The sequence below is a fragment of the Mesorhizobium sp. WSM4806 genome (assembly GCF_055811635.1).
Genome location: NZ_JBVVQZ010000002.1, coordinates 250722 through 276063 on the forward strand (window position 1 = coordinate 250722; position 25342 = coordinate 276063).

Annotated in this window: 18 protein-coding genes; 8 read left to right on the forward strand and 10 right to left on the reverse strand. The window is 62.0% G+C overall.

From position 1 onward, the window contains the following. Positions 1–290: 290 nt before the first annotated feature. On the reverse strand, positions 291–1166 hold the full coding sequence (locus AC0L2M_RS03875; RefSeq protein ID WP_473534082.1) for an SMP-30/gluconolactonase/LRE family protein: 876 nt from the start codon (positions 1164–1166) through the stop codon (positions 291–293). 347 nt (positions 1167–1513) lie between these two features. Between AC0L2M_RS03875 and AC0L2M_RS03880 the strand changes: the two genes are divergently transcribed. Further along, positions 1514–3538, forward strand: a complete 2025-nt coding sequence (locus AC0L2M_RS03880; RefSeq protein ID WP_473534276.1) for an ABC transporter ATP-binding protein/permease — start codon at positions 1514–1516, stop codon at positions 3536–3538. 108 nt (positions 3539–3646) lie between these two features. On the opposite strand, the gene AC0L2M_RS03885 is transcribed toward AC0L2M_RS03880, so the two are convergent. Beyond that, the gene (locus AC0L2M_RS03885; RefSeq protein ID WP_473534083.1) at positions 3647–5026 is read right to left on the reverse strand and encodes an aspartate aminotransferase family protein; all 1380 of its coding nucleotides are present in this window, start codon (positions 5024–5026) and stop codon (positions 3647–3649) included. A 219-nt stretch (positions 5027–5245) separates the two neighbouring features. After that, positions 5246–7315 (reverse strand): prolyl oligopeptidase family serine peptidase, encoded by a 2070-nt coding sequence (locus AC0L2M_RS03890; RefSeq protein ID WP_473534084.1) that lies wholly within the window; start codon positions 7313–7315, stop codon positions 5246–5248. 140 nt (positions 7316–7455) lie between these two features. Between AC0L2M_RS03890 and AC0L2M_RS03895 the strand changes: the two genes are divergently transcribed. Continuing rightward, on the forward strand, positions 7456–8013 hold the full coding sequence (locus tag AC0L2M_RS03895; protein WP_473534085.1) for a hypothetical protein: 558 nt from the start codon (positions 7456–7458) through the stop codon (positions 8011–8013). Here AC0L2M_RS03895 and AC0L2M_RS03900 read toward each other — a convergent pair. Together AC0L2M_RS03900 and AC0L2M_RS03905 are read right to left on the reverse strand one after the other, a co-directional pair. Continuing rightward, entirely contained in the window at positions 8010–9170 is a 1161-nt protein-coding gene (locus AC0L2M_RS03900) for an MFS transporter (RefSeq protein ID WP_128173835.1), read from the reverse strand. The two genes, AC0L2M_RS03895 and AC0L2M_RS03900, sit on opposite strands and share 4 nt — an antisense overlap. Positions 9171–9294: 124 nt before the next feature. Then, positions 9295–11163 carry a phospholipase D-like domain-containing protein gene (locus AC0L2M_RS03905; protein ID WP_473534086.1) on the reverse strand — a complete coding sequence of 623 codons (1869 nt, stop codon included), beginning with the start codon at positions 11161–11163 and terminating at the stop codon, positions 9295–9297. Between the two features lie 228 nt (positions 11164–11391). On the opposite strand from AC0L2M_RS03905, the gene AC0L2M_RS03910 reads away from it, so the two are divergent. The 4 genes from AC0L2M_RS03910 (at position 11392) to AC0L2M_RS03925 (ending at position 17615) form a co-directional block, all read left to right on the forward strand. After that, the gene (locus AC0L2M_RS03910) at positions 11392–12969 is read left to right on the forward strand and encodes a trimethylamine methyltransferase family protein (RefSeq protein ID WP_473534087.1); all 1578 of its coding nucleotides are present in this window, start codon (positions 11392–11394) and stop codon (positions 12967–12969) included. 140 nt (positions 12970–13109) lie between these two features. After that, positions 13110–13595, forward strand: a complete 486-nt coding sequence (locus tag AC0L2M_RS03915; protein ID WP_473534088.1) for an endonuclease domain-containing protein — start codon at positions 13110–13112, stop codon at positions 13593–13595. Further along, a complete protein-coding gene (locus tag AC0L2M_RS03920) occupies positions 13592–16177 on the forward strand; it encodes a GcvT family protein (RefSeq protein WP_473534089.1) in 2586 nt (861 codons plus the stop codon). Before AC0L2M_RS03915 ends, AC0L2M_RS03920 begins: the two co-directional genes overlap by 4 nt. Before the next feature lie 70 nt (positions 16178–16247). After that, positions 16248–17615, forward strand: coding sequence for a M24 family metallopeptidase (locus AC0L2M_RS03925; protein ID WP_473534090.1), 1368 nt, complete (start codon positions 16248–16250; stop codon positions 17613–17615). 6 nt (positions 17616–17621) lie between these two features. Here AC0L2M_RS03925 and AC0L2M_RS03930 read toward each other — a convergent pair whose 3' ends face one another. Beyond that, the gene (locus AC0L2M_RS03930) at positions 17622–18422 is read right to left on the reverse strand and encodes a phosphate/phosphite/phosphonate ABC transporter substrate-binding protein (RefSeq protein ID WP_473534091.1); all 801 of its coding nucleotides are present in this window, start codon (positions 18420–18422) and stop codon (positions 17622–17624) included. 85 nt (positions 18423–18507) lie between these two features. Next, positions 18508–19518, reverse strand: coding sequence for a fatty acid desaturase (locus tag AC0L2M_RS03935; protein WP_473534092.1), 1011 nt, complete (start codon positions 19516–19518; stop codon positions 18508–18510). 228 nt (positions 19519–19746) lie between these two features. Between AC0L2M_RS03935 and AC0L2M_RS03940 the strand changes: the two genes are divergently transcribed. Beyond that, the gene (locus AC0L2M_RS03940) at positions 19747–20589 is read left to right on the forward strand and encodes a helix-turn-helix domain-containing protein (RefSeq protein ID WP_027154489.1); all 843 of its coding nucleotides are present in this window, start codon (positions 19747–19749) and stop codon (positions 20587–20589) included. Positions 20590–20672: 83 nt separating this feature from the next. Further along, positions 20673–21689 carry a betaine--homocysteine S-methyltransferase gene (gene bmt, locus AC0L2M_RS03945; RefSeq protein WP_473534093.1) on the forward strand — a complete coding sequence of 339 codons (1017 nt, stop codon included), beginning with the start codon at positions 20673–20675 and terminating at the stop codon, positions 21687–21689. Positions 21690–21798: 109 nt separating this feature from the next. Here bmt and AC0L2M_RS03950 read toward each other — a convergent pair whose 3' ends face one another. From AC0L2M_RS03950 to AC0L2M_RS03960, 3 genes are all read right to left on the reverse strand, one after another. After that, positions 21799–23892 (reverse strand): vWA domain-containing protein, encoded by a 2094-nt coding sequence (locus AC0L2M_RS03950; RefSeq protein WP_473534094.1) that lies wholly within the window; start codon positions 23890–23892, stop codon positions 21799–21801. Positions 23893–23894: 2 nt separating this feature from the next. Beyond that, on the reverse strand, positions 23895–24455 hold the full coding sequence (locus AC0L2M_RS03955; protein ID WP_473534095.1) for an RNA polymerase sigma factor: 561 nt from the start codon (positions 24453–24455) through the stop codon (positions 23895–23897). A gap of 137 nt (positions 24456–24592) precedes the next feature. Next, the gene (locus AC0L2M_RS03960; protein WP_473534096.1) at positions 24593–25264 is read right to left on the reverse strand and encodes a hypothetical protein; all 672 of its coding nucleotides are present in this window, start codon (positions 25262–25264) and stop codon (positions 24593–24595) included. Positions 25265–25342 lie beyond the last annotated feature (78 nt).

The window sequence follows — 25342 nt, forward strand, 5'->3', positions numbered from 1 at the left end:
TCGGAAATTTAGATTTGCTTAAACTATCGATAACCACCCGGTAACGATGTCCCTGTAGAACGGAGTGCGAGGCGGCCTATCGCAACCGCCCGGCGCTCCGGATCAGGTCTCGCGTACCGGAGCCCGTAAGTTTCGCCAAGTGTTCAGTCAGCGAAGCGCCATGCGTATCTGGCAAAGCCGCGTTCCCGATGGAGCGCGGTTTTTGCATTAATGGGCCGGACCGCGCGGCCCTCGGTGGTGCAAGTCACGACCCCGTGCGGCCAAGGGAAGAGGGCTATGCGAGCCTCTTCTCAAGTTGCTCCATCCAATCGAGTTGCGACCAGCTTGCCGTCCATCATCATGGGGATGATTGCCAGCTTCTTTTCTTCCAGGAATTCCAGATCGGCGCTGCCTTGATTGAGGTCCATCAGCTGCTCGACTTTTCCATCCGGATGAATGCGAAAGAGCGCCCCTGCGACCCAATCCGTAACCAGCCAATTCCCTGCCCCGTCTGATTCTAGACCATCCAGATTTCCAACAGGCTCGCCGGACCCGATGTCAGAGATGGCATTCGTCTTCAGGTCGATCGCGATCAGATGGCCGGGTGTCTTGGACGAAAAATCCGGCTGGATGTCGCGACCCCAACCTGCGACGAGGAGGCGACCGTCTTCGACGCGCAGACCATTCGGATGCAGGAGATCCTCGCTCTCGAGCCAGACGGAGAGAGCATCATTGTCCAGAACATAAATCCTGTTCGCCAGCATGTCGGAAGCAAAGACCCGACCCGCCTCGTCGATAGCGGGATCATTGAGGAATTGAGCGCCTTCTGCAGGCCACGTTCCAGTGATCTGACCGCTCTCGACGTCGACAGCCATGAGCCGATCGATGTCGGTGACGAAAAGCGTATCGCCTTTCATCACCAATCCCTTGGGCGCATTAAAGCCGGTCACCCATTCGGCTGCCTGCAATTTTCCGTCAGGCGAAACTTTCGAAAGGTATCCAACCCCATCCTTGCCGGCGGGCTCGCCGACAATGTTGGAGACGTAGAAGACGTTCCGCTTTGCATCGAAGAGGACGCTCTCTGGGGCCTTGAAGCCGTCAAGCGACCAGACCTCCTCCGCCGTCGCCGGCAACCCTGTCACTCCCAGTAGCAGAATAGAAAATAGAACTGTCTGCAGCCTAATCATGATAGCCTCCCTATGTTATTTTGACGCGTTTATGTAAAACGCAACTACAAATTGCGTTGTCGATCTTACAAAACTTACAGTTGACGCTTCGATTGCTCTGACAAGCCTATGTGCCAAGCGGCTTATGCTTAGCCAGCATTACAATTCCCCAGATGAATGGCAGTTCCAACACCACTGTCGTTGGAAGCCGCACTGCGGACGAAAGATTGTCGACACGCTCGCGAAGCGGCAGCAGATCAAGGAAGACGCCAGGAAACGAAGCCGACCGCATCCGCGCCGACGTGGAGATCAAGCGGCTTGAGCGGACATCATTGAAACCTTCTGATTTCCAAGCCGTTATCGCCGGTATGTCCGGGGCTAAATCCAAGCCGAAATCCGTCTCCAAATCGCGCGATGGCGAGAAGTCGCGCCAGGAGAAGCAATCGACTGTCGAAGCCGCGTCTGAGATCGCCGGCGCGGCTCCGCCGCCGCTGGATTTCGTCGAACCCGATCCGGAGCTGACCCCTGAGGAGGCCGAGCAGGCGCGCAAGAGATACTTGCTGAGGCGTTTCTGGATCAGCGCGCGCGGTTACTGGGGCCGCGGAGGCGATAGGCGGGCTTGGCCGTACACGATCGGGTTATTGCTCCTGATCGTCATCAATGTCGGCTTCCAGTATGGGATCAATGTCTGGAATCGCGCAATTTTCGATGCCCTTGAGCAACGCAATGCTCGCACCGTCTATGTCCTGAGCGCCGTTTTCGTGCCGCTCGTGCTCGGAAGCGGAAGCCTTGTCGTTGCACAGGTCTTCCTTCGCATGACGATGCAGCGCCGCTGGCGTTCCTGGCTCACCAACGCGGTCATCGCGCGGTGGCTTGCAAGCGGCCGCTACTTTCAGTTGAACCTCGTCGGCGGCGACCACCAGAACCCTGAAGCACGCATCACGGAGGATTTGCGGATTGCCACCGAATCCCCGGTCGACTTCATCGCCGGTGTCATCAACGCGTTTCTGTCGGCCTCGACCTTCATCGTGGTGCTCTGGACGATCGGCGGGGCCCTGACTCTGCCGATCGCAGGTTCGACGGTGACCATTCCCGGCTTTCTCGTCATCACCGCGGTGCTCTATGCCGCGATCACATCCACCTCGATGGCGGTCATTGGCCGCCATTTCGTCCACCTCTCCGAGGAAAAAAATCAGGCGGAAGCCGAATTCCGCTACACGCTGACGCGCGTGCGGGAAAACGGCGAGAGTATCGCATTGCTTGGCGGCGAGGAGGAAGAGCGTAGCGGCATCGACAAGACGTTCGCCTATGTGCTCAGGCAATGGGCGCTCCTTACAGGTCAGCACATGCGCACAGCGCTGGTATCGCAGGGGGCGAGTCTGTTTGCGCCTGTCGTGCCGGTTTTGCTTTGCGCTCCAAAGTTTCTCGAAGGCGGCATGACACTTGGCCAGGTCATGCAGGCTGCCTCTGCCTTTGCGATCGTGCAGGGCGCGTTCGGATGGCTGGTCGACAACTACCCCCGTCTCGCCAATTGGAACGCCTGTGCACGGCGCATCGCCTCGCTGATGATGTCGCTCGACGGGCTCGAGCGCGCGGAGCAGAGCAACACCCTCGGACGCATAAAGCGCGGCGAAGCTGCAGGCGATGCGATGCTCAGCCTGAACAATCTCTCCGTGTCGCTCGACGACGGCACCGCCGTGGTCAAGGAAACCAAGGTCGTGATCGAATCAGGCGAGCGGGTGCTCGTCGCCGGCGAATCCGGCTCAGGCAAGAGTACGCTGGTGCGGGCCGTCGCAGGTCTGTGGCCGTGGGGCGGCGGCAGCGTCAACATCCACGCCGACAGACGGCTGTTCATGTTGCCGCAACGGCCTTATGTCCCCACCGGGACGCTTCGCCGCGCAGTCGCCTATCCAGGCGCCGCCGATCGCTGGACGCTGGACGAGATCAAGGCTGCCCTCGACAAGGTCGGGCTCGATTATCTGAATGACAAGATCGAGGACGACGCGCCATGGGACCAGACCCTCTCGGGTGGCGAAAAGCAGCGGCTCGCCTTCGCGCGTCTTCTGTTGCACAGCCCCGATATCATCGTGCTGGATGAAGCAACGTCAGCACTCGACGAAAAGAGCCAGGACAAGATGATGGAGATGATCGTTCACGAATTGCCGAAGGTCACCATCATAAGCGTGGCGCATCGCGCCGAGCTGGAAGCCTTTCATAGCCGCAAGATCACGTTGGAGCGGCGCGAGGGCGGCGCAAAGCTTGTCAGCGATATCGATCTTGTCCAGCGCAAGAGAAGACGGAACTTGCTTGAGCGATTTATGCGGCGCCGGCGCGCCGTACCGAAGCGCAGCGCTGCGTTGAGCAAAGCGGCGCTGCCCGAGACAAAAAAGTGAAATCCGCCGATCGGGCCTCGGCCCTTGGTGAGCGGCTCCTCCGGCTGGCAGAATCCGGCATTCAAACGCCGGGCGTCCGGTTGCAGAACGCCCGGCGATCGTTTTATCTCACCGCTTGCGCAAATCCGCCTGCGCCAGGTCAAGCGCCTTGGCGATGCGGCCGCAGGCTATGTCGATCGTCTCGCGCGTCCAGATCAGTGGCGGCGACAGGATCATCGTATCGCCGGTGGCGCGCAGCATCATGCCTTGGGCAACTGCGTGGTCGCGGACGGTCACGGCCGCGCTCCCGGCCGGCAGGAAGCGCTCCTTGGTCGCCTTGTCGCTGACGATCTCGATCGCCCCCATCAGCCCGATCGAGCGCACCTCCCCGACCAGATCGTGCTCGCCGACGTGCTCCTGCAGCGCCTTGGCGAAATAGGGTCCGGTGTCGTTCTTGACCCGATCGACCAAACCTTCCCGCTCGATGATCTCGAGGTTCTTCAGCGCCACGGCGCAGGCCACGGGGTGGCCGGCATAGGTATAGCCGTGATTGAACTCGCCGCCCTTCTCGACCAGCGTCGCGGCGATGCGGTCACCGACCAGCAATGCCGACAGCGGCTGATAGCCGGAGGTCAGCGCCTTGGCGGTGGTGATGGTATCGGGCTCGATGTCGAATGTCTGCGCTGCGAACCACTCGCCGGTGCGGCCATAGCCGGTGATGACCTCGTCGAGCATCAGCAGGATATCGTATTTGCGGCAGATGCGCTGCACTTCCGGCCAATAGCTCATCGGCGGTATCTTCACGCCGCCTGCTCCCATCACCGGCTCGCCGATGAAGGCGGCGACCTTGTCGGCGCCGGCTTCGAGGATGGCATCCTCGACGGCCTTGGCCGCGCGCAGGCCGAAATCATGGTCGCTTTCGCCGGGCAGAGCCAGCTCATAGGCATAAGGCATCATCACATGGACGATGTTGGGAACCGCGCCGTTGAGCTGCTTGTGCATCGGCTCCATGCCGCCCAGCGACGTGCCGGCGATGGTCGAGCCGTGATAGGCGCTCTTGCGCGAGATGATGCGGTTCTTCTCCGGCTTGCCTTCCAATGCCCAATAGTGGCGCACGAGGCGCAGCGCCGTGTCGTTGGCCTCCGAACCGGACGAGCCGAAGAACACCTGGTTGACATGCTTCGGCGCCAGTTCCGCCAGCTTTTTGGCCAGCAGCACCGGTGTCGGGGTCGAGCATTTGAAGAAGGAATTGTAGTAGGGCAGTTCCTTCATCTGGGCGTAAGCGGCGTCGGCCAGCTCATCGCGCCCGTAACCGATGTTGACGCACCACAGCCCGGCCATGCCGTCGAGGATTTCCGTGCCTTCGGAATCGTAGATGAACGGCCCGTTGGCGTGGGTGATGATGCGTGAGCCGGCCTCGCGCATCTCCTTGTGGTCGGTGAACGGATGGAGGTGATGCGCAGCATCGATCTGCTGAAGCTGCTTCAGCGAATAATTCTGATAGGTCATGTCTGATCTTCCTCTTGAACCAATCCGGCAATTGCAGCCGGGGCGGATTCGTCAGAGGAAGGCGGGCGGCGAATAGCCGATGCGGGCGCAAAGCCGCAGAAGCTCGGCGCGAAGCGTGCGCGGCGACGGCGTCACGGCCACCCCAAACGCGCATGATGCCTTCATCCGACCCATGCAGCATCTTAGGCGGTCTGATGCGCTCAGTTCAAGCCGTTCCGTTCAAGTCGTTACGGTCAGCGCCCGTTGCAGGAAGACATACTTCATCGCCGCCTGTGCCGCTTGCGGCCGGCGATCGCCGCGCCCGCCATGGCCGCCCTCGGTCTCCTCGAAAAACAGCGTCTTCGCGTGGCCGGCAGCCTGCAGCCGTGCCGCCATCTTCCGCGCATGGCCGGGATGGACGCGGTCGTCGGCGGTCGATGTGGTCAGCAGCACCGGCGGATAGGCGGCATCGGTCTCGACATGCTGATAAGGCGAGTAAGCCGCCAGCGACGCGGCCTCTTCCGGCTTCGCCGGATCGCCATACTCGGCCATCCAGGATGCGCCGGGCGGCAGTTCGGTGTAGCGCAGCATGTCGAGCAGCGGCACGTCGATGATCACCGCGCCGAAAAGCTCCGGATGCTGGGTCAGCGAAACGCCGGTCAGCAAGCCGCCATTCGACCCGCCCTGGATGCCAAGCGTCGCCGGCGTGGCGATTCCGCGTTCCACCAGGTCTTGCGCGACCGCGGCGAAATCGTCGAAGGCGTTCTGGCGATTGGCCTTGAGCGCGGCCTGGTGCCAGTTCGGGCCGAACTCGCCGCCGCCGCGGATATTGGCCTGCACATAGGCATTGCCCTTTTCCAGCCACAGCCGACCGCGCACGCCGGCATAGCCGGGCAGCAGCGGCACTTCGAAGCCGCCATAGCCGTAAAGCAGCGTCGGCACCGGCCCGTCCTGGTCGCGCCGCCTGACGACGAAATAAGGGATTTTGGTGCCGTCCTTCGAGCGTGCCTCAAACTGTTCCGAGACCAGCGACGACGCATCGAAACGCGCCGGCTGCGATTTCACCGTTGTCAGCATCGCTGCATTGTCGTCCGACCAGATGATCGAGCTCGGCGTCAGGAAATCGGTGAAGGAGAAGGACACGCTGGAGCCGAAACGCTCGGCGTGGCTGATGCCGACACTCCCGTTTTCGGGCAGCGCCACCGGCTGCAGCCACCAGCCGCTGCCGCTGCGATCGCAGGCGACGACCTTGCCGCGCACATTGTCCATCAGATTGATGAACAATCGGTCCCGCGTGCGGGCAATGCCGGCAATCGAGACACGATCCGCCGGCTCGAGCACGGTCTCGACAGGTCCTAACCCATTGGTCTCGATCCAGCGCGCGAAGTCCAGCGAATAGAGGCCATCAGGCTTGCACAGCGTGCCGTCCGGCGCCGTCCACGGGCTGCGCACTCCAAAGACGAACTGGTCCCTGAACAGCACCGCGTCGGTCACGTCGTCCGGCAACGGGATGCGCCTGTTTTCGCCGGAGGGCAGACGAAGAAAACTGTGCGAGGCAAAGAAATCGAGCGTCCGGGTCAGCAGAAGATGACGCTTGTCGCCGTCGAATTCGAGGGAACCGCCGGCGGCGAGATCCTGCTTCTGCGCCTCGAAAATCGGCGTCGCATCCTCCAGCCTGGTGCCGCGCTGCCAAAGCTTGACCACGCGCGGATAACCGGACTGGGTTTTTTCGTCCTCTTCGAAGGCAGCCGAGACGATGACCGTGTCCTTGTCCAGCCAGTTGAAGCCCGACTTCGATGCAGGAGCACGAAAGCCGCCCTCGACAAAGGACTTGCTGTCGATGTCGAATTCGCGCATTTCGCTGGCGTCGCCGCCATCCGGCGACAGGCTGAGCAGGCAGCGGCTGAAATCGGGGTAAAGCCGGCTGGCGCCGCTGAACACCCATTTCACACCCTCTTTGGCTGACAGACTGTCGAAGTCGATGATCGTCTCCCATTCCGGCTCCTCGGTCTTGTAGGAAGCGACCGGAGTGCGCCGCCAGAGGCCGAGCACGTTGGTCTTGTCCTGCCAGAAATTATAGACGTGGCCGTTGAGCGCAGACCCGACGGCAATGTTGTCTTCGGCCGTCATCAGGTCCAGTGCGGTTTGGAAGCAGGTCTGGTAGGATGGATCGCCCTGCAACTCGGCGACCGTGATCTCGTTCTGACGGTGAACCCAGTCGAGCGTTTCCTTGCCCGTTCTGTCCTCCAGCCAGAGAAAGGGATCCTCAGTCGCCGAATTGGGACGCGTCTTTGTGTTCGACTTGGTCATGTGGTCTCCGATAAACTCGTCAAGGCTCGGCAACGTCGTCTTGCCACTGTCGGTATTCAACTTGGAACGCAAAAGGAGCCATTGCGCTGTTGGCCTCCTAAGGTGGGGCCGCCTGCCGCCCGCAGGCCACGAGGGAATCCATGCAACATCTGTACATTGCCAAAGAGAAGTTCGGTCCTTTAAGCGGCACTGCGTGGACCATGTACATAAACTGGTCCGGCCTCACCCAATTAAGCGAGGTCGTCTCACTCGATGGAATGCTCGGGCCGGTCGCGCTGGGACAGGTAAAGGACAGCTACTGGCCCCATATTGTCAACGAGGACTACATGCTGGATTTCTTTGTGGACCTGGACTTCCTCCTTTCGGAGCTGGCGGATCCGGGCGACTTGAATGTCCTTAATGTGATCCGAAGACCATCGCTTGACGTGCGTTCACTCGACTGGAACGGATTTACCTTCCTGGGCTACGACTTGTTGGATCAGGACGTCTCCATAAGCGCTCTGACCAACTGCGGAGGATTTCCTGACGTGTTTGCGAACACGGAACTGTCCGATGTTGGATTGATACCCGATTTTGATCGTGCCGTTGAAATTCGAGACCTTCTACGCAGGATGCATCCCTCTGAACACCATGCCGAATGTGATTTATGGGCGATTTCCAGATGGCAAGGAAATGAAGGCACCCCGCAATTGTATTAGACCGCTCGCCCCCGCAATACGGTTGTGACCGCCAACGCCAGACAAATGGCGCCAAGCGTGATCGGCAGGCCGTCCGCACCGAGAATATCCATGGCGCCGCCCGCCAGCGGCGGCACGGCGATGCCGCCGACGCCCCACATTAGCGAGAAGGCAGCGTTGCCGGCGACCAGTGCCGAGCCGGTGAACCGCTCGCCGAGCTCGATGATCGACATCGTGTAGATGCCGTAGGAAACCGCACCCCAGACAAACACGCACGGCCAGATCAGCGGCGTCTCGATGAGAACCGGCAACAGCACGCATCCAAGCACCGTTAGCGATACACAGATAAATCGCACCAGACGCGCCGTCAGCCGTTCCGCCAGCAGGCCGAGCGGCACCTGCATGGCGATGTTGCCGGCGATCATCATCGACAGCAGCGCCGACATGCGCGCCTCCGCGATACCATAATGCGCTCCGTAGACCGGCAGCAGTGCCAGCACCCCCTGTTCGAAACCGGCGGCCACCACCACCGCCGACAGCAGCAGCCATGCCATCGGCATGAACCCCATCACCGAAACCTGGTGCCCGGCTTCATCGACCTTTGGCAGCCGTCCCAGCACCAGCGCCAGGCAGGCGCCGCAAAAGACGAATGCGGCGATGCCAACGAGAAACGGCGGCCATCCTTCGGTGCCGACGGCAAGCAGGCACAGCGGGCCGGCCGCGAAACCGGCCGAAATGACTGTGGAATAGATTCCCATCACGCGACCACGGCGCGCCGGAGGCGCCAGCGCGATCACCCAGATCTCGCTCAGCACATAGAGCGGATTGGTCACCACGCCGATCAGGAAGCGCAGTGGAAACCAGAGATAGACATTTTGCGTCCAGCCGATCAGCGCCAGCATGATGGCGGAAAGGGCCGCGCAGGTCAGCGCCGTGCGCCCTGCCCCGAACCGGCGCGCCAGCGCCGGGATGAGCGGCGACGAGACGATAAAGCCGACCGGCGTCATTGCCGCCGACAGGCCGATCATGGCCGGCGAGACGCCCTGGCGCTGCAGGATGAAGCTCAGCAGCGGATAGCTTAGCCCTTGCGCGATAGCGAACACCGAAACGGTGGCGATCACGCCGGTGATCGCCGCCCACTGCATTGTCTCGTCGCTGTTCTGTTCCGCCCGGTCCATGATCCGCACCACGAAACCTGCACGATTAGCGTTTCGGCGGCGTGCCGGGAAGCACCGGCGGCAGGAACCGCTTGCGCCAGCCAGAGCATGCCTTGTTAAGGACTCCGCGGCGCCATTCAGGCCACTACGGAAAATACCGGGCAATCGCCCCCTTCTTGCCCTCCGCGTAAGGCTTCAGCCACTTGTCGTCGATGGAGAGCCCGTCATTGTCCGACGGTCCTTCTCCAATCGTTCTACGCCAGGCGCGGAACTTGTAGTGGTCGAACACGTCGAGCATATACACCGCAAAGGCCGCAGCGAACGTCTTGTCGCCTTCGACGATCACCATGTTCTCGTCGTTTTCATAGGACGCCTTGTAGCCAAGGTTGTGGCTGCCGGCGATGACGGTCGCATTGTCGGCCATCGGATCGATGATCACGATCTTGTCGTGCACGATCGCATGGCCGACGGTCAGCACTTCCGCCTGGAAATCCCGCGCAACGGAGGCCCCCGTCAGGTTGGCCGCCCTGACGATGGAGACGTTCGGCGCCTCCCAGACCTTCTCCGGAAAGACGAATGGCGATTTGCCGTCCTTGTTCGATTTGTTGGTGACTGGATCCCGGGTCGGAGCAATATAGTTGGGCATGGCGGTGTGATCGCTGATTGCGCCTTGCACGATCAGCTTTGGATTCGCCGTCGCCGCCGCGACCGCCTGATCGATGACCGAATTGTTGCCAAGCCGCGACGGATTGAACACGAGAAAGAGCACCGCCTCCTTCGCCGCCTTGATTCGTGCGAAGACATCTTCGAGGTCGACAGGCCGCACCGAGATGTCCTTTTTGCTGCGGTCGGGATCGTTTGGCGAGAACCAGATGGTGGTCCCATCGACATGGTTCGGTGTGCGATTCTTCAGGCGAAACGGCCTGCCTTGCTTCTGCGCCACACGTCCAGCGGCGCTATCGCTCGCCGGCGGCGGGAACACGTCGGCCTTCATCCGCTCCCAATAGGCATCGAACACTTTGGCCATGGCAGGGTCGTCGCGGATGAAGGCGTTGTTGGACTGTCCGCAAATGCCGGTCGACGTCCAGTTGGTGCTGCCGGTCATGACCGCCTGCGGATTGGCCTGGGCGTCGCGGTAGACGGCAAACTTGTTGTGGCCGATATGATTGTTGTTGAACAGACGATCGGTCAGCACGACGCCGGCGTCGCGCAGCCGCTTTCTGAAGGGCGCGTTGCCCGCGTCCCACGCCTTCGTTTGTTCATCCCTGCCCGAATTCGAAAGAATGACGTCGACGACATCCTTGGCGTCGATGATCGCGTCGCACAACTCGTCATCGCCAAGCTCGTAGAGGGCAAGCCTGACAGTGCCGCCCTCGGCCTTGGCCCGTTTCATCAGGCTGGTGAGCACATCCGGAACCTCGCCATGAAGATAGGCGCGGATCTTGCTGCCGGGACGCTGAAGCTCGGCCCTGATCTTGTCGCGCTGCCCGACCTTGATGCCGGCGTCTTCCAGCGCGCGCGACAGCCATTGCGTCGAGAGCACGCCGTTGGTGAAGGCGAGCCGCGCCTTGCCGAACATCGATCCCAGGAAGATGGTCGGGCTGACGGCGCCTTGTCCGAGATAGCCGAGCGGCCGAGCCGCTCCGGTATAGGCTTTCTCGGGGCGCACCGGCACTGGATCGAGGCCGGGCCGCATGTCGCCGACCGGACGCACCCGGTAGGCGACCAATTCGCCATCGGGCCTGATTTCGACGCTGTCGCGGCGCCGCCGCACCGTAAGATCGCGCCAGAATGTCTTCTGCACCGGCCAGACGCCGGTATCCTGCGGAATCCAGTCCTTGTTGCGTTGCCCCCGGAAAGGCACCCAGGAAGCCAGACAGCGTTCCTCGCCGGTGCCGGGATAGATGCGGACGATCTCGAAGCCGAGACAGCCGTCGATCATTCCGTCAATATCCCAGGCAATGAAAGCGACTTCGTTGTTGGTCGCTGCACGCACGCTAACAACATCCGACACGGAAATAGTCTCCCTCAGGACGGTTTGTATTCAATGTACTTGCTCAATATGACGTGATCGCAACGTGACATGTTTCACAGTTCGGGCACAGATCTGGATTCGCCCTGGTGCGTCCGGCTGGCGAACGTCCATGTCGCTTCCCTCGTCCTAGTGGTCGCCGCCTCCGCAATGGCGGGACGGCGGTCGGTCCATTATGCCGCCGCACCATCGCAGCGTACGAGGACTAGCATGACCGCCGCCCTTCATCCCGCCGAACCGGCATTGACAAACGACCGCGCCCGTCGCGGCGGCCGCGCGGGCAAGCGCGCCGGCGCAGCGGCGGCATTCGAGCAGCCGCCTTTCCGTCAGCTGAAAATCCCGCTGACGCCGACCAGGCTGGTCTCCGACGACGAACTGGAATCGATCCACCTCGCCTCGCTGCGCGTTCTCAGGGAAATCGGCGTCGACGTGCTGCACGACGAGGCAAGGCGCATCATGAAGGCGCATGGCGCAGATGTCCGCGAAGGCAGTGAGCGGGTGCGCTTCGACAGCGACATGATCCTCGAGCTGGTTTCGCACTGCCCGTCGGAATTCACCATCCATGCCCGCAATCCGGCGCACAATGTCCGCTTCGGCGGCGACAACCTGATCATCTCGATGATGGCGTCGGCGCCCAATTGTTCCGACATCGACCGCGGCCGCCGCCCCGGCAACCAGCAGGACTACCGCAACTTCCTCAAGCTTGCGCAGATGCACAACATCCTGAACTGCACCGGCGGCTATCCGGTCGAGCCGATCGATATCCATCCGTCCGTCCGGCACCTCGAATGCATCCGCGATCTGAGCGTGCTGACCGACAAGGTGTTCCACATCTATTCGCTCGGCAAGGAGCGCAATGTCGACGGCATCGAGATCACCAGGATCGCGCGCGGCATCAGCGCCGAACAGCTTCTCGAACAGCCGTCGGTGTTCACCATCATCAACACCAATTCGCCGCTCAAGCTCGACGTGCCGATGATGGAAGGCATCATCCAGATGTCGAGCAAGGGCCAGGTCGTCATCGTGACGCCGTTCACCCTGTCGGGCGCCATGGCGCCGGTGACCATCGCCGGTGCGCTGGTGCAGCAGAATGCCGAGGCACTGTCCGGCATTGCCTTCGCCCAGATGGTGCGCAAGGGCGCGCCCGTCGGCTATGGCGGATTCACCTCCAACGTCGACATGAAGTCCGGCGCGCCGGCCTTCGGCACGCCGGAATACATGAAGGCGCAATTGGTCGGCGGCCAGCTCGCCCGCCGCTACAACATTCCCTACCGCACTTCCAACACCTGCGCCGCCAACACGGTCGACGCACAGGCCGCCTATGAAAGCGTGTTCTCGCTGTGGGGCGCCATACAGGGCGGCGGCAATCTGATGATGCATGCGGCCGGCTGGCTGGAAGGCGGCCTGCGCTGCTCCTACGAGAAGACCATCCTGGACATCGATCTGCTGCAGATGGTGGCCGAATTTTTGACCCCGCTCGACCTTTCGGAGGAAGCACTGGCTATCGACGCCATCCGCGATGTCGGTCCCGGCGGCCATTTCTTCGGCACCCAGCATACCCAGGACCGCTACAAGACCGCCTTCTATTCGCCTATCATCTCCGACTGGCGCAATTTCGAGACCTGGGCGGAAGCCGGATCGCCGACAGCTATCGAAAAAGCCAATCGGGTATGGAAGGAGCGGCTGGCCTCCTATGAAGAGCCCTACATGGACCCGGCTATCCGCGAGGAGCTCGACGCCTTCGTCGACAAACGTCGGTCCGAAGGCGGCGCGCCGACTGATTTTTGATCATCTGCATTGATTTGATGAACAGGCGACTCCCACTCCGTCGAGCTCCGCTCGACACCTCTCCCCCGATCGACGGGGTAGAGGAATGGCGCGAGATTATTCCAGATGACGCCCTTCCTCTCCCTCCGGAGGGGGGAGAGGTGGCGCTGCGAAGCAGCGACGGAGTGGGGGACGCCATTGCCAAGACACGCAGTCGCCGCAAAATAGGTACAACCCAGCGAGCACGAAAACTCAGGCAAGCAGGCAATCAGACGGAAGCATTGCTTTGGCTTGAACTAAAGGCGCGCAAGCTTGGGGGCTATCGCTTTACGCGTCAGTTTTCCATCGGCCCCTTTTTTGCAGACTTCGCTTGCCGCGAGAAATGGCTTGTCGTTGAAGTCGATGGACACCAACACGCCGGCAGTTCCTATGACCGCCGCCGCGACGAATTCATGCGCGCCCAAGGCTATTCGATTCTGCGTCTTTGGAACCATGACGTCCTGAAACATCGTACTTCCGTCTGTGAAACCATCCTTGCCGCGCTTGATGGCAGGCTGGCCGAGAACATCGCTGTATCCGACCTCCGATTTGTTCTCACACCCCGCCCACTCGATTCAATCTCTTCAAAAACGGAACTATCTTCATGAAATCTCATGCAAAAGCGGTTGTCATCGGTGGCGGCGTCGTCGGCTGCTCGGTGCTTTACCATCTGGCCAAGGAGGGCTGGACCGACATCATGCTGATCGAGCGTTCGGAGCTCACCTCCGGTTCGTCCTGGCATGCGGCGGGCGGCTTCCATACGCTCAATGGCGATCCCAATGTCGCCAAGCTGCAGGCCTATACGGTGCAGCTCTACAGGGAGATCGAAGAGCTTTCAGGCCAGTCCTGCTCGCTGCACCTGACCGGCGGCGTGATGATGGCCGACACGCCCGAGCGCATGGACTTCCTGCGCCTTGCCCACGCCAAAGGCCGCTATCTCGGCATGGACACCGAGCTGATCACGCCGTCAGAGGCCAAGGCGATGTTCCCGCTGATGGACGAGACCAATTTCGTCGGCGCCATGTGGGATCCGGTCGAAGGCCATCTCGATCCTTCCGGCACCACCCACGCCTACGCCAAGGCCGCCAGGAAGCTCGGCGCCGAGATCGTGCTGCGCAACCGCGTCGTCGAGCTGACGCAGGAGGTCGACGGCACCTGGAACGTCGTTACCGAGCAAGGCACGGTCAAGGCCGAGCATGTCGTCAACTGCGGCGGCCTGTGGGCGCGCGAGATCGGCCGCATGGTCGGCGTCGAGCTGCCGCTGCTGGCCATGGAGCATATGTACCTTTTGACCGAGCCGATGCCGGAGGTCGAGGAATTCAACAAGTCGACCGGCCGCGAGATGATCGGCGTTATGGACTTCAAGGGCGAGATCTACACCCGCCAGGAACGCAACGGCATCCTGCTCGGCACCTATGAAAAAGCCTGCAAGCCGTGGTCTCCGGTCAACACGCCGTGGGATTTCGGCCATGAGCTGCTGCAGCCCGACATCGACCGCATCGCGCCGTCGCTGGAAATCGGCTTCAAGCATTTTCCCGGCATCGAGAAGGCCGGCATCAAGCAGATCATCAACGGTCCCTTCACCTTCGCGCTGGATGGCAATCCGCTGGTCGGCCCGGTGCAGGGCCTGACCAATTTCTGGTGCGCCTGCGCCGTCATGGCCGGTTTCTCGCAAGGCGGCGGCGTCGGGTTGGCATTGTCGAACTGGATGGTCCATGGCGATCCCGGCTTTGACGTCTGGGGCATGGACGTCGCGCGCTTCGGCGAATGGGCGACGCCGCGCTATACCAATGCCAAGGTGCGCGAAAACTATTCGCGCCGTTTTTCCATCCGCTTTCCCAACGAGGAGCTGCCGGCGGCACGCCCGGCCCAGACGACTCCGCTTTACGACACGATGCTGGCCAACAACGCCGTCATGGGCGATAGCTGGGGCCTTGAAACCCCGCTCTGGTTCGCACCGAAAGGCACCGAGCCGAAGGACATCGTTTCCTTCCATCGCTCCAACGATTTCGGGCCGATCGGCGAGGAAGTGCGCGCCACCCGCGAGAAGGTCGGCGTCACCGAGATCGCCAATTTCGCCAAATACGAAGTCTCCGGGCCGGGATCGGAAGATTTCCTCAACCGGCTGATGACCAACCGCATGCCGAAGACCGGCCGCATTGTGCTGACCCCGATGCTAAACGAGTTCGGCAGGCTGATCGGCGATTTCACCATCGCCAAGGCGGGCGAAGAGCGCTTCATGATCTGGAGCTCGTCGGCGGCGCAGAAGTATCATATGCGCTGGTTCGAGAAGCACCTGCCGAAGGATGGTCCAGGGGCGTCACAGGTCCGCATTCACCGCTTCGACCAGACGCTGGTCGGCTTGTCGATCGCCGGGCCGAAATCACGCGACCTGCTGCAGAAACTGGTTGACGCCGACATCTCGACCAAGGCCTTCCGCTTCATGGACTTCCGCGAGATGGCGGTCGGCGGCGCGCCCTGCATGGTCAATCGCATCACCTATACCGGTGACCTCGGCTACGAGATCTGGATGGCGCCGGCCTACCAGCGTCTCGTCTACAAGGCGATCAAGGATGCCGGCGAAGAGTTTGGCCTGGTCGATTTCGGCATGCGCGCCCTGCTCTCGATGCGCCTGGAAAAGAATTTTCCGACCTGGTTCCGCGAACTGCGCCCGATCTACGGGCCGTTCGAGGGGGAGATGGACCGCTTCGTCAAGCTGGAGAAGAACGACTTCATCGGACGCGACGCGGCAGCGAGGGAGCAGGCAGAAGGGCCAAAACTGCGCCGTGTCTCCTTCATCGTCGATGCCGCAGACGCGGACGTGATGGGCGACGAACCAATCTGGGCCAAGGTCGGCGGCAAGGACTACGGCACGGTGGAAAAGCCGCACGGCTATGGTGCGGCGCGTTTCGATACGGACGGCAAGGAAGTGCGCGGCTCGAGCGCCGCGGAAGGCGCTTCGGCCGTGCGCGGCATCGTCGACGGCGACTGGCGCGTGGTCGGCTGGGTCACCTCCGGCGGCTATGCCCATTACGTCCAGGAATCGATGGCGCAAGGCTATGTGCCGGCGGCCTTGGCCGCGGACGAGAGCGCCGGACTGTTCGAGATCGAGATCCTCGGAAGCCGACGACCAGCCCGCATCAATGTCGAGCCGCCTTTCGACCCGAGCGGCGAGAAGATGCGGGCCTGAAAGCATTGGACCCAAAGGCCCGCCCTCGGGCCTGACCCGCGCGGCCGATTGATATCGGGAGGATAGGAAAATGAGCGATCCGGGCGTCGAGCGACGGTTCGGTCGTCATCGCAGGATCGCGCCGTTCGAGCCAGACGAAGCAGGCTCAATCGATGCGTTGCGCCTGAAGTCGCGGCAGAAGGCCGCTGAACTCAACCAGCATGTGCTTGGCTACGGCGCACTGGCGGAAGCCGAGTGGCACGCCGCCGGCATTGCTGCTCCCGACCTGCCCGCCATGCGCCAATACCGGCTCGACCGCATCCGCGCCGAGCTGAAGCGCCGCGGCTATGCGGGAGCCTTGCTCTACGATCCGATCAACATCCGCTATGCGACCGACTCGACCAATATGCAGCTCTGGGTCGCGCACAATCCGACAAGACATTGTTTCGTTGCCACCGAAGGTCCGGTGGTGCTGTTCGACTATTTTTCCTGCGAGCACCTTTCCGACCACTCCGGCGTCGTCGACGAGGTTCGGCCGGCAGTGTCTTGGATGTATCTCTACAGCGGCGACCTCACCGAGCAAAAAGTCCGCCGCTGGGCCGCCGGGATTGCCGATCTGGTCAAGCAGCATGGCGGCGGTGTCAGTCGCATCGCCGTCGATCACATCAATCCCGAGGGCGTCGAAGCGCTCGCCCGCCTCGGCATCTCGATCGCCAATGGCGAAGCGCTGATGGAAAACGCACGCCTGATCAAATCGCCCGACGAAATCCTGGCCATGCGCCGGTCGATCGTCGCCTGCGAGGCGGCGATGGGCGAGATGGAAGCAGCTTTGAGGCCAGGGATTTCCGAAAACGAATTGTGGGCCGAACTCCATCGCGGCAACATTGCGCGTGGCGGCGAATGGGTCGAAACCCGGCTCTTGACGTCCGGCCCGCGCACCAATCCCTGGTTCCAGGAATGCTCGTCGCGAACGATCGCAGCCGGCGACCTCGTCGCTTTCGATACCGATTTGATCGGCCCTTACGGTTTCTGCGCCGACCTGTCGCGCACTTGGCTCTGCGGCGACACCGAGCCGTCCAACGAGCAACGCGAGCTGTTTCGCATCGCCGCCGACCAGATCGCCCACAACATCGGCCTGATGCAGCCGGGCACATCGTTCCGCGATCTTGTCGAATGCTCGGCGGTGCCGCCCGGAGATTGTTTCCCGACGCGTTACGGCGTGCTCTATCATGGCGTCGGCCTGGCAGACGAATACCCGACGCTGCCGCATGCCATCGACTGGACCGAAGACACGCCCGACGGCGTGCTTGTGTCGGGCATGGTGCTTTGCGTCGAGAGCTATATCGGCCGGCTTGGCGGACGCGAGGGCGTCAAGATCGAGGAGCAGATCCTGATCACCGAAACCGGCAACGAGCAGCTTTCGACCTATCCGCTCGATGAGCGGCTGCTCGGCGGCTGATTGTCTTTATGCGGTCGCCGCGACCGCCTCGCGCAGCGCCACCACGACCGTTTCCGGTGTCGTTCTGGCAGTGATGAACGGCAGGCCCTTGCGCCGCGTTGTCCAGCCGACGACCGTGACCGCTTCCGCTGCCGGCTCGAAGCGCCGCGCATTGGCCCAGCTCTGGCAGTCTATGGCCGCGACATCGGCCTTGCCCTCGGCAATGGCGACGATCGAGGCGCGGTGGCCACCGCTTTCGCTGCGCTCGGAGAAGATGTCCAGGCTTTCGCCCAGCGCCTCCAGGTCACGCGTCGGCGCGATAATGCCCGACATGGAATCGAGGCTGTTGAAGGTAAAATGCTTGTCACGCAGGACATCGAGCGGGATGAGCGGGCTGCCATCGGACGGTGAGGCAACCGTCGGCGCTTCACCTGCACGCATCACGAGCGCGCTCGAATAGAGTTCACCCTGCCCGCCCTCGAACGCGTCGTAACGCGGCTGGCCGATCAGTTGAACATGCGTCGCCAGCCCGAGTTCCATCGGACCCCAGCAGGTCTGAGCGAGCAGCAGCGCCGGATGCAGCCAGAGGCCGAAAAAATCCAACTCGTCCGGCGGCAGCGTCGCCGGATCGGGCGCGATGACCTTTCCGGCGGCGTCGCGGATGCCGCCTTCCACAGGCCGCAGATCGGCATTGACGCGAGCGATGGTCTGCGGCGCGTCGATGCCTTTTTGCCGGAAGGCATCACGCAGCCGCGCCCATTGGGCGTCGACCTCGCTCCGCATTTCAGACCAGTCATACATCGGCAAGCCGGCAACGAAATCGCTCATGCCGGGACTTTAATCGTTACGCTGAGAAAAATTGACGAGGCCATTGACGCGCACCTGGGCATCGCTGTCGGCAATACCCAAAAATTCATTCTTTCGGCGGCTCGGCCGGTACCGGCGCACTGCCAAGCCCATTGAGGCTGCGCGCCCTGACGCGCGGCTTGAACGCCCGGCCCGGTTCCGGCGTGCGCCGCAGCACCGGGTGGACGATCGGCTCCTTGGCCTTGAAGGCATATGCCCTAAGCAGCGCGAAATAGTTCGGATAGGCATAGCCATTGTTCATCCGCAGCCACTCGTCACGGCGCTCGCGAAACAGCTTCGGCAGCCGGTACCAGGCCACCGTCGGGCTCTTGTGATGAACGAAATGCAGATTGTTGTTGAGGAACAGGAACGACAGCGGCGAACGCTCGACGATCACCGTACGGCCTTCCGGATGCTCCGACCACTGATGCTCGGCAAAGGTGCGGATCGAGATCAGCGACTGGCCCAGCCACACCGGCACCAGGATGTAGAGCCATAGCGGGATGCCGAAGCCGAACTGCACGACCGGCAGCACCACGGCGAGGCCGATGGCGTGCAGCAGCCATGCCTTGCGGATCACCTTGTCGCCGGCAAGCATCTGCCTGGCATCGTCGATGAAGAAGCCGGTGCACGACAGCCACGGGCCGAGAATGAGCCGGCCGATCATGGTGTTGTTGATCTTCAGCAGGAACTTCATCGCCGGCGGCAATTCGTCATGGTGCCACAGCGCCTTGTAGTAGCTTTCAGGATCGTCAAGCGGATCGGTCAGCCGTTCGTCGGCATGATGGCGCAGATGAATGGTCTTGAACCGCCGGAACGGCCAGACGAGACCAATCGGCAGGAAGACGAAAGCTTCGTTGAACTGCGCATTGCGGGTTGGATGGCCGTGCAGGACTTCGTGCGCCAGCGAGGATTGCAGCGCCGCCATCAGGGCCAGAACGACGAGCGCCAGCAGCGGATAGGACGGCCACAGGAACAGGCCGGCTGCGAGCCAGGTGCCGTAGCAGAAAAACGCGAGGAAGACCGTCGGCCATTCGATGGCCGGTGCATTGCGCCGTCTGTTATTCCTGCTTGTCATCGATCGACCACTGCCCTTCCAGTCGCCGGAACCGTTTTGATTCCTGACAGCATTGTGTCAGGAGCGTCGTGATGCTGCAACGCGACAAAGCGCACAAAATGTTGCGATTGCGCATTTTCAGCTGCATGTGTTATCTATTGTAAACAGGCTTGAGGATTCATTTACGCCCAAAGTGCCAGGTCGGCGGGTTCGGCGAATTTTTTTTCTCCCAATGGCTGGAATGACGATATGGACAAACGCGACCTGTCGACGGTCTTTCGGGAGCGCCTGAAAATGCTCCTGACACGATCCGATCTGAACCAGTCCGCTTTCGCGACTGCGGTGGGCATCGACCGCTCGGCGCTTTCGCAGCTGCTGTCCGGCGCCTCGACACGCCTTCCCCGCGCCGAAACGCTGCTCAACATCGCCGCCGAATTCAAAGTGTCGCTCGACTGGCTGCTCGGCCTCAGCCAGGACGAAGGCCTCACCGGTGAAATCCGCGAGAGCCTGGAGATCGAGGAAGCGCCTGACGGCTTCGACCGCACGCTGCTGGCCAGATGGCATGCCGAGGCCGCGGGCACGAAAATCCGTTACGTGCCGGCCGGCATTCCCGATCTTCTGCGCACCGAAGCGCTCGTCGACTACGAGGCCGGTATCGCCAACAAGAGCCGTGAGGCCCAGGCCGGCGAGACGCAGTACCGCATCGACTACAACCGGCGGCCGGAAACCGACATGGAAGTCTGCATGCCGCGCCATACGCTGGAGATCTTTGCGCGCGGCCTGGGCGTCTGGGACCGTTTCCCTGAGGCCGCCCGCCACCAGCAGCTTCTTCATATGGCGACGCTGCTCGACGACCTTTATCCCACCTTCCGCCTGTTTCTCTATGACGGACGGATGCGTTATTCGATCCCCTACACCATCTTCGGGCCTTATCGCGCCGCCATCTATGTCGGCGACATGTATCTGGTGCTGAACGCGACCCAGCCGGTCCGCAAGCTGACCAGCCATTTCGACAATCTGATCCGCGCCGCCGACATCAATGCGCACGAAGCAGCCAGCTTCACCCAAAGGCTGGCGGAAATGCGATTTTGACGGCTTGCTTCCTGCACCGACATTGACGTCATATAAAGATTTCTTTATATCCCGACAAAGAATCCCGGAAGGCGTGATTTCCAATGACCAATCCAATCGACGCTTTGCTTGCCGAAAAGGGCGTTCTGCTCGCCGATGGCGCCACCGGCACCAATCTGTTCGCCATGGGGCTAGAGGCCGGCGAGGCTCCAGAGTTGCTGAACGAGACGGCGCCGGACACCATCACCAGTCTGCACCAGAACTTCGTCGATGCCGGCGCCGACATCATCCTGACCAACTCCTTCGGCGGCACCCGCCACCGGCTGAAGCTGCACCATGCGCAGGACCGGGTTTACGCGCTGAACAAGCGCGCCGCCGAGATCGCCCGCGCTGTCGCCGATAAGGCCGGCCGCAAGGTCATCGTCGCCGGCTCGGTCGGCCCGACCGGCGAGCTGCTGGTGCCGCTCGGCGCCATGACCTATGACGAGGCGGTCGACGCCTTTGCCGAACAGATAGAGGGCCTGAAGGCCGGCGGCGCCGAAGTCGCCTGGATCGAGACCATGTCGGCGCCGGACGAAATCCGTGCCGCAGCCGAAGCCGCGATCCGCGTCGGCCTGCCCTATACCTATACCGGCTCCTTCGACACCGCCGGCCGCACCATGATGGGGCTGTTGCCGAAGGACATCCACGGCGTCACCGATGGCTTGTCGCAGGCGCCGCTCGGTGTCGGCGCCAATTGCGGCGTCGGCGCCTCCGACATCCTCGCTTCACTGCTCGACATGACCGAGGCGAAGCCGGAGGCGACGGTGATCGTCAAGGGCAATTGCGGCATTCCGGAATTTCGCGGCGCCGAAATCCACTATTCCGGCACGCCCGAGCTGATGGCCGACTATGTCAGGCTGGCCGTCGATGCCGGCGCAAAGATCGTCGGCGGTTGCTGCGGCACCTCGTTCGCCCACCTCGCCGCCATGTGCAAGGCACTCGATGCGCACACAAGGTCGGATCGCCCTACCGTCGAAAAAATTGTCGAGCGCATCGGCCCGATGCGCAACAAGCAGGCGACGGTCAACACCGTCGAGACCAGCGAAGCCCGCCGCGAGCGCCGGCGCAGCCGCGCCTGACGCAATTGAAAAGGCCGGCAAGGTTTTCCCTGCCGGCCTGCCTCACCGCCCATCGGTGGTTTTCCGTATCAGAACGATCCCATCTGAGGAAAACCGGCCGTCACACCCACTACCGGTTACCGCCGAGCGCCGAGGCAAGGCGCACCAGCGAGAGGAACTCGGACCGGTACCCGAACGGGTCGGCTCCACGGGCGGCAGTGGCAATCTCGATGATCTTGTCGTAGCCGAACTTCGCGGTCGCATCCTCGTCGCGCAGCTTCTGGCCAAAAGCTGCGACGGCAACGGAGAATCGCTGGTCGATGCTGGCCTGGTCGAAACCAGCCACTTCGTTGGCCGATGTCACCGGCGTGGTGATCAGCTTCGAGGCATCCTCGTTCGGCAACTTGTAGCGGATCTTGACGAAGGCATATTCGTCGGCATTGGCGACGCCGCCATTGTTCACTGCAGCCTGGCCGTAGCGCAGCGGATCGATCTTCTCGCCGCCACTGTCCTTCGGCGTGATCTCGTAGATCGCGGTAACCGAATGCCCCGAACCGATCTCGCCGGCATCGACGCGGTCATTGTTGAAATCCTCGCGGTTCAAGGCCCGGGTCTCGTAGCCGATCAGCCGGTATTCCGAGACTTTTTGCGGGTTGAACTCGACCTGGATCTTCACGTCCTTGGCGATGGTGAACAATGTCGAGGACGCATCCTCGACCAGCACCTTCTCCGCCTCGGCCAAAGTGTCGATATAGGCGGCGGTGCCGTTGCCGTTCTGGGCGATGGCCTGCATCATCTGATCGTTCAGGTTGCCGCGGCCGAAACCGAACACCGACAGGAACACCCCGGTCTTGCGCTCCTTTTCGATCAACCGCTTCAGATCGTCATCGTCGGTCTGGCCGACATTGAAGTCGCCGTCCGTCGCCAGCATCACGCGATTGATGCCGTCGTTGACAAAGGATTTCTGCGCCAGCCGATAGGCTTGCCTGATACCCGCCTCGCCGGCCGTGCTGCCGCCGGGCGCCAACGTGTCGATGGCATTGAGGATCTTGTCCTTCTCCGAAACCTTCGTCGGCTCCAGGACAGTGCCGGCATCGCCCGCATAGGTGACGATCGAGACGGTATCGTCGGGCTTCAATTTGTTGACCAGAAGCCGGAAGGCCGACTGCAGGAGCGGCAGCTTGTCCTGCTCGTTCATCGAGCCCGACACGTCGATCAGGAAGACCAGGTTGGCCTTGGGCTGCTCGGCCGGCTTGGCGTCGAAACCCTTGATGGCGACATGCATCAGCCTGGTGTGCTCGTTCCACGGCGTCGGCATGACGCTGACGGTCGAGTTGAACGGCGTCGAGGCAACGTCCGGACCTTTCCAGTGATAGGGGAAGTAGTTGATCATCTCCTCGACGCGGACGGTGTCGGCCTGCGGCAAAGCACCTTCCCTGAGCGAGCGCCGCACGAAGGAATAGGAGGCCGTGTCGACATCGATCGAAAAGGTCGACACCGGGTCTTCGAGCGCGGCACGCACCGGATTGCTCTTGAATTCCTCGACGCGGTCGCGGTTTTGCTCTGGGAGCGGCATCTGGTCAGCTGGGGCGGTCGAAGGCTGAGCCATCAACTTGGATTCAGCGCCCTGCATGCGGCCAGCCTGCGTGGCTCCGTCGGCTTTCGGAGGAGAATTAGACATCATCACTCTGCCAGACGGCGCAGCTCCACCATCCTGTGCGAACTCACCTTTCGGCGCAGGTGCCGGCTCGGGCGCCACATTGCGGGCCAGAGCGTCCTGCTGCGCCAGGCCGGCAGCCGATTGTGGCTTCGGCGGCGATGCCGGGGCAAGCGCCTCGGCTGCGACGCGGCTTTCGGCGTCGGCATCGGCTTTCTTCGTAGCCAGTGGTTTATCGGCCAGCGTTTCGCTGATCTTCTCGTTCCCACCGGAATAGAACGGCTGCTCCTGCAGCATATAGATGGTGGCGTATCCGGCGATCGGCAGGGCGACGAGCCCGGCAATGGCCGGGGTAGCGAAGAGTTTCTTTTGCATGATTTCGCTCCAGAGCTTTTGTGCTCGCTCTGTGAGACGAAGCCCTTTCGCCGTTCCTTGGGCGGCAGGTGAAGTTTTTTCGCCCAGGTCGTAAGCCCGCATGGCGGCCTCGAAGGCACGCGCCTTCGCGTCGATACCGGGTGCCGGTGCTGCGATGTTGCGCAGCCTGTTGAGTTGGTTGTCGTCGACCATGATCACACTTCCCCGGCTGAAAGCATGAGCGCCTTCAACCGTTTCTTCGCTTCATGGATGTGCCAGGAAACCGTCGTCTCCGAGATGCCCATCGCCTCGGAAGCGAGTGCGTGGCTCAGCCCTTCGCCATAGACGAGCAGCACTGCATCGCGCTGCTTGTCCGGCAGCATCCGCACCGCCACCCAAAGCGCCTCGGCTGGATCTTCGGGCTCGGCCGGGGCCTCTCCCGAGATCAGCTCGTAAGCCCCATAGGCTTCGGTCTTGATCGCCTCGCGGACGCTCTTGCGCATCATGTCGCGTGCCGCATTCAGCGTCATGGTGTAGAGCCAGGTGGTGAAGGCGCCGCTGCCATGATAGTCACGGATCGCCCGGCCGAGCCGGACGCAGACTTCCTGGGCGATATCCTCGGCATCGGCCTTTTTCCCGCACCAGCGATAGGCGGCGCGATAGACGAAGTCATAGTGCCTTTCGAGCAATTTGCCGAAAGCCCCCCTGTCACCGCCCTTCGCACGACCGATCAGCTCGGCGTCGGAGGCTTCGCTTTCATCCAGCATCATCGCCATCATTTGCCTGTTGGACGAAGGCTAATGGCGATTCCTTGGGATGATGGAAGGATTTTTTTGCAGGGCGGTCAGATGACCACCAGCGGGCTATCGGGGTCGCAATGCGGTGTTCAAGTTTCGTGCGGCATTCGGCGACGCTACAGGCCCGCGAACGCGACCATGTGGAAGGCTTGAACCTGTGGCGGATAGCGATAGGCCGCGCCGTAGGGACAGGCGTTGCGGTCGAGACAACCGCCGGTTCGGCAAGGCGCGCCGTTGTGCCCACGCACATGCGCCAGACAGGTCTTGTGCGCGAAACCATCCGCAGAATAGGCATCGACCGGACAGGATTTCAGGCAAGGTTTGTCGACACATGCATCGCAAAGGTGAACCACTTCGCGAGTTTCCCCAAACGCAATCTCGTCCTCGAACAGCAGCGCGCCGCGATAGGCGTGCCACAGCCCGTATTGCGGATGCATGAGGATACCGAGCGGCGACGGTTTCAGACCCTCCGCCTGCATCGCCCATTGCTGGAACGGCAGATACGGTCTGTCGGACGGCGAAACGGCGCGCGCGCCGAATGTCTTCGCCACTGCGCCGATCACTTCGCGCGACCATGCATCGAGCGGATCGGCAACAGTTTGCGATTGGCCTTCCCGCCAGCGCAGAAAATGCGGCCACGGCGCGGCGCCCGCCTGCCCCACCAGCAGGACGGATCTGGCGGCAGCGCCGGAGAGACCGGAGGGTGTTTCCTCACCGCCTGCAAAATTGAAGCCGCCGCGCAGGATGAGGCCGTGGGCGGAAAGCGCCGCCGCTATATCTTCGACCATGCTGCGCTCAAGGATCATCCCTTCCTGTCCGGCTCGGAGAAGGCGCTCCGCCAGACTTCCTTGTGGATGATGTTGGCG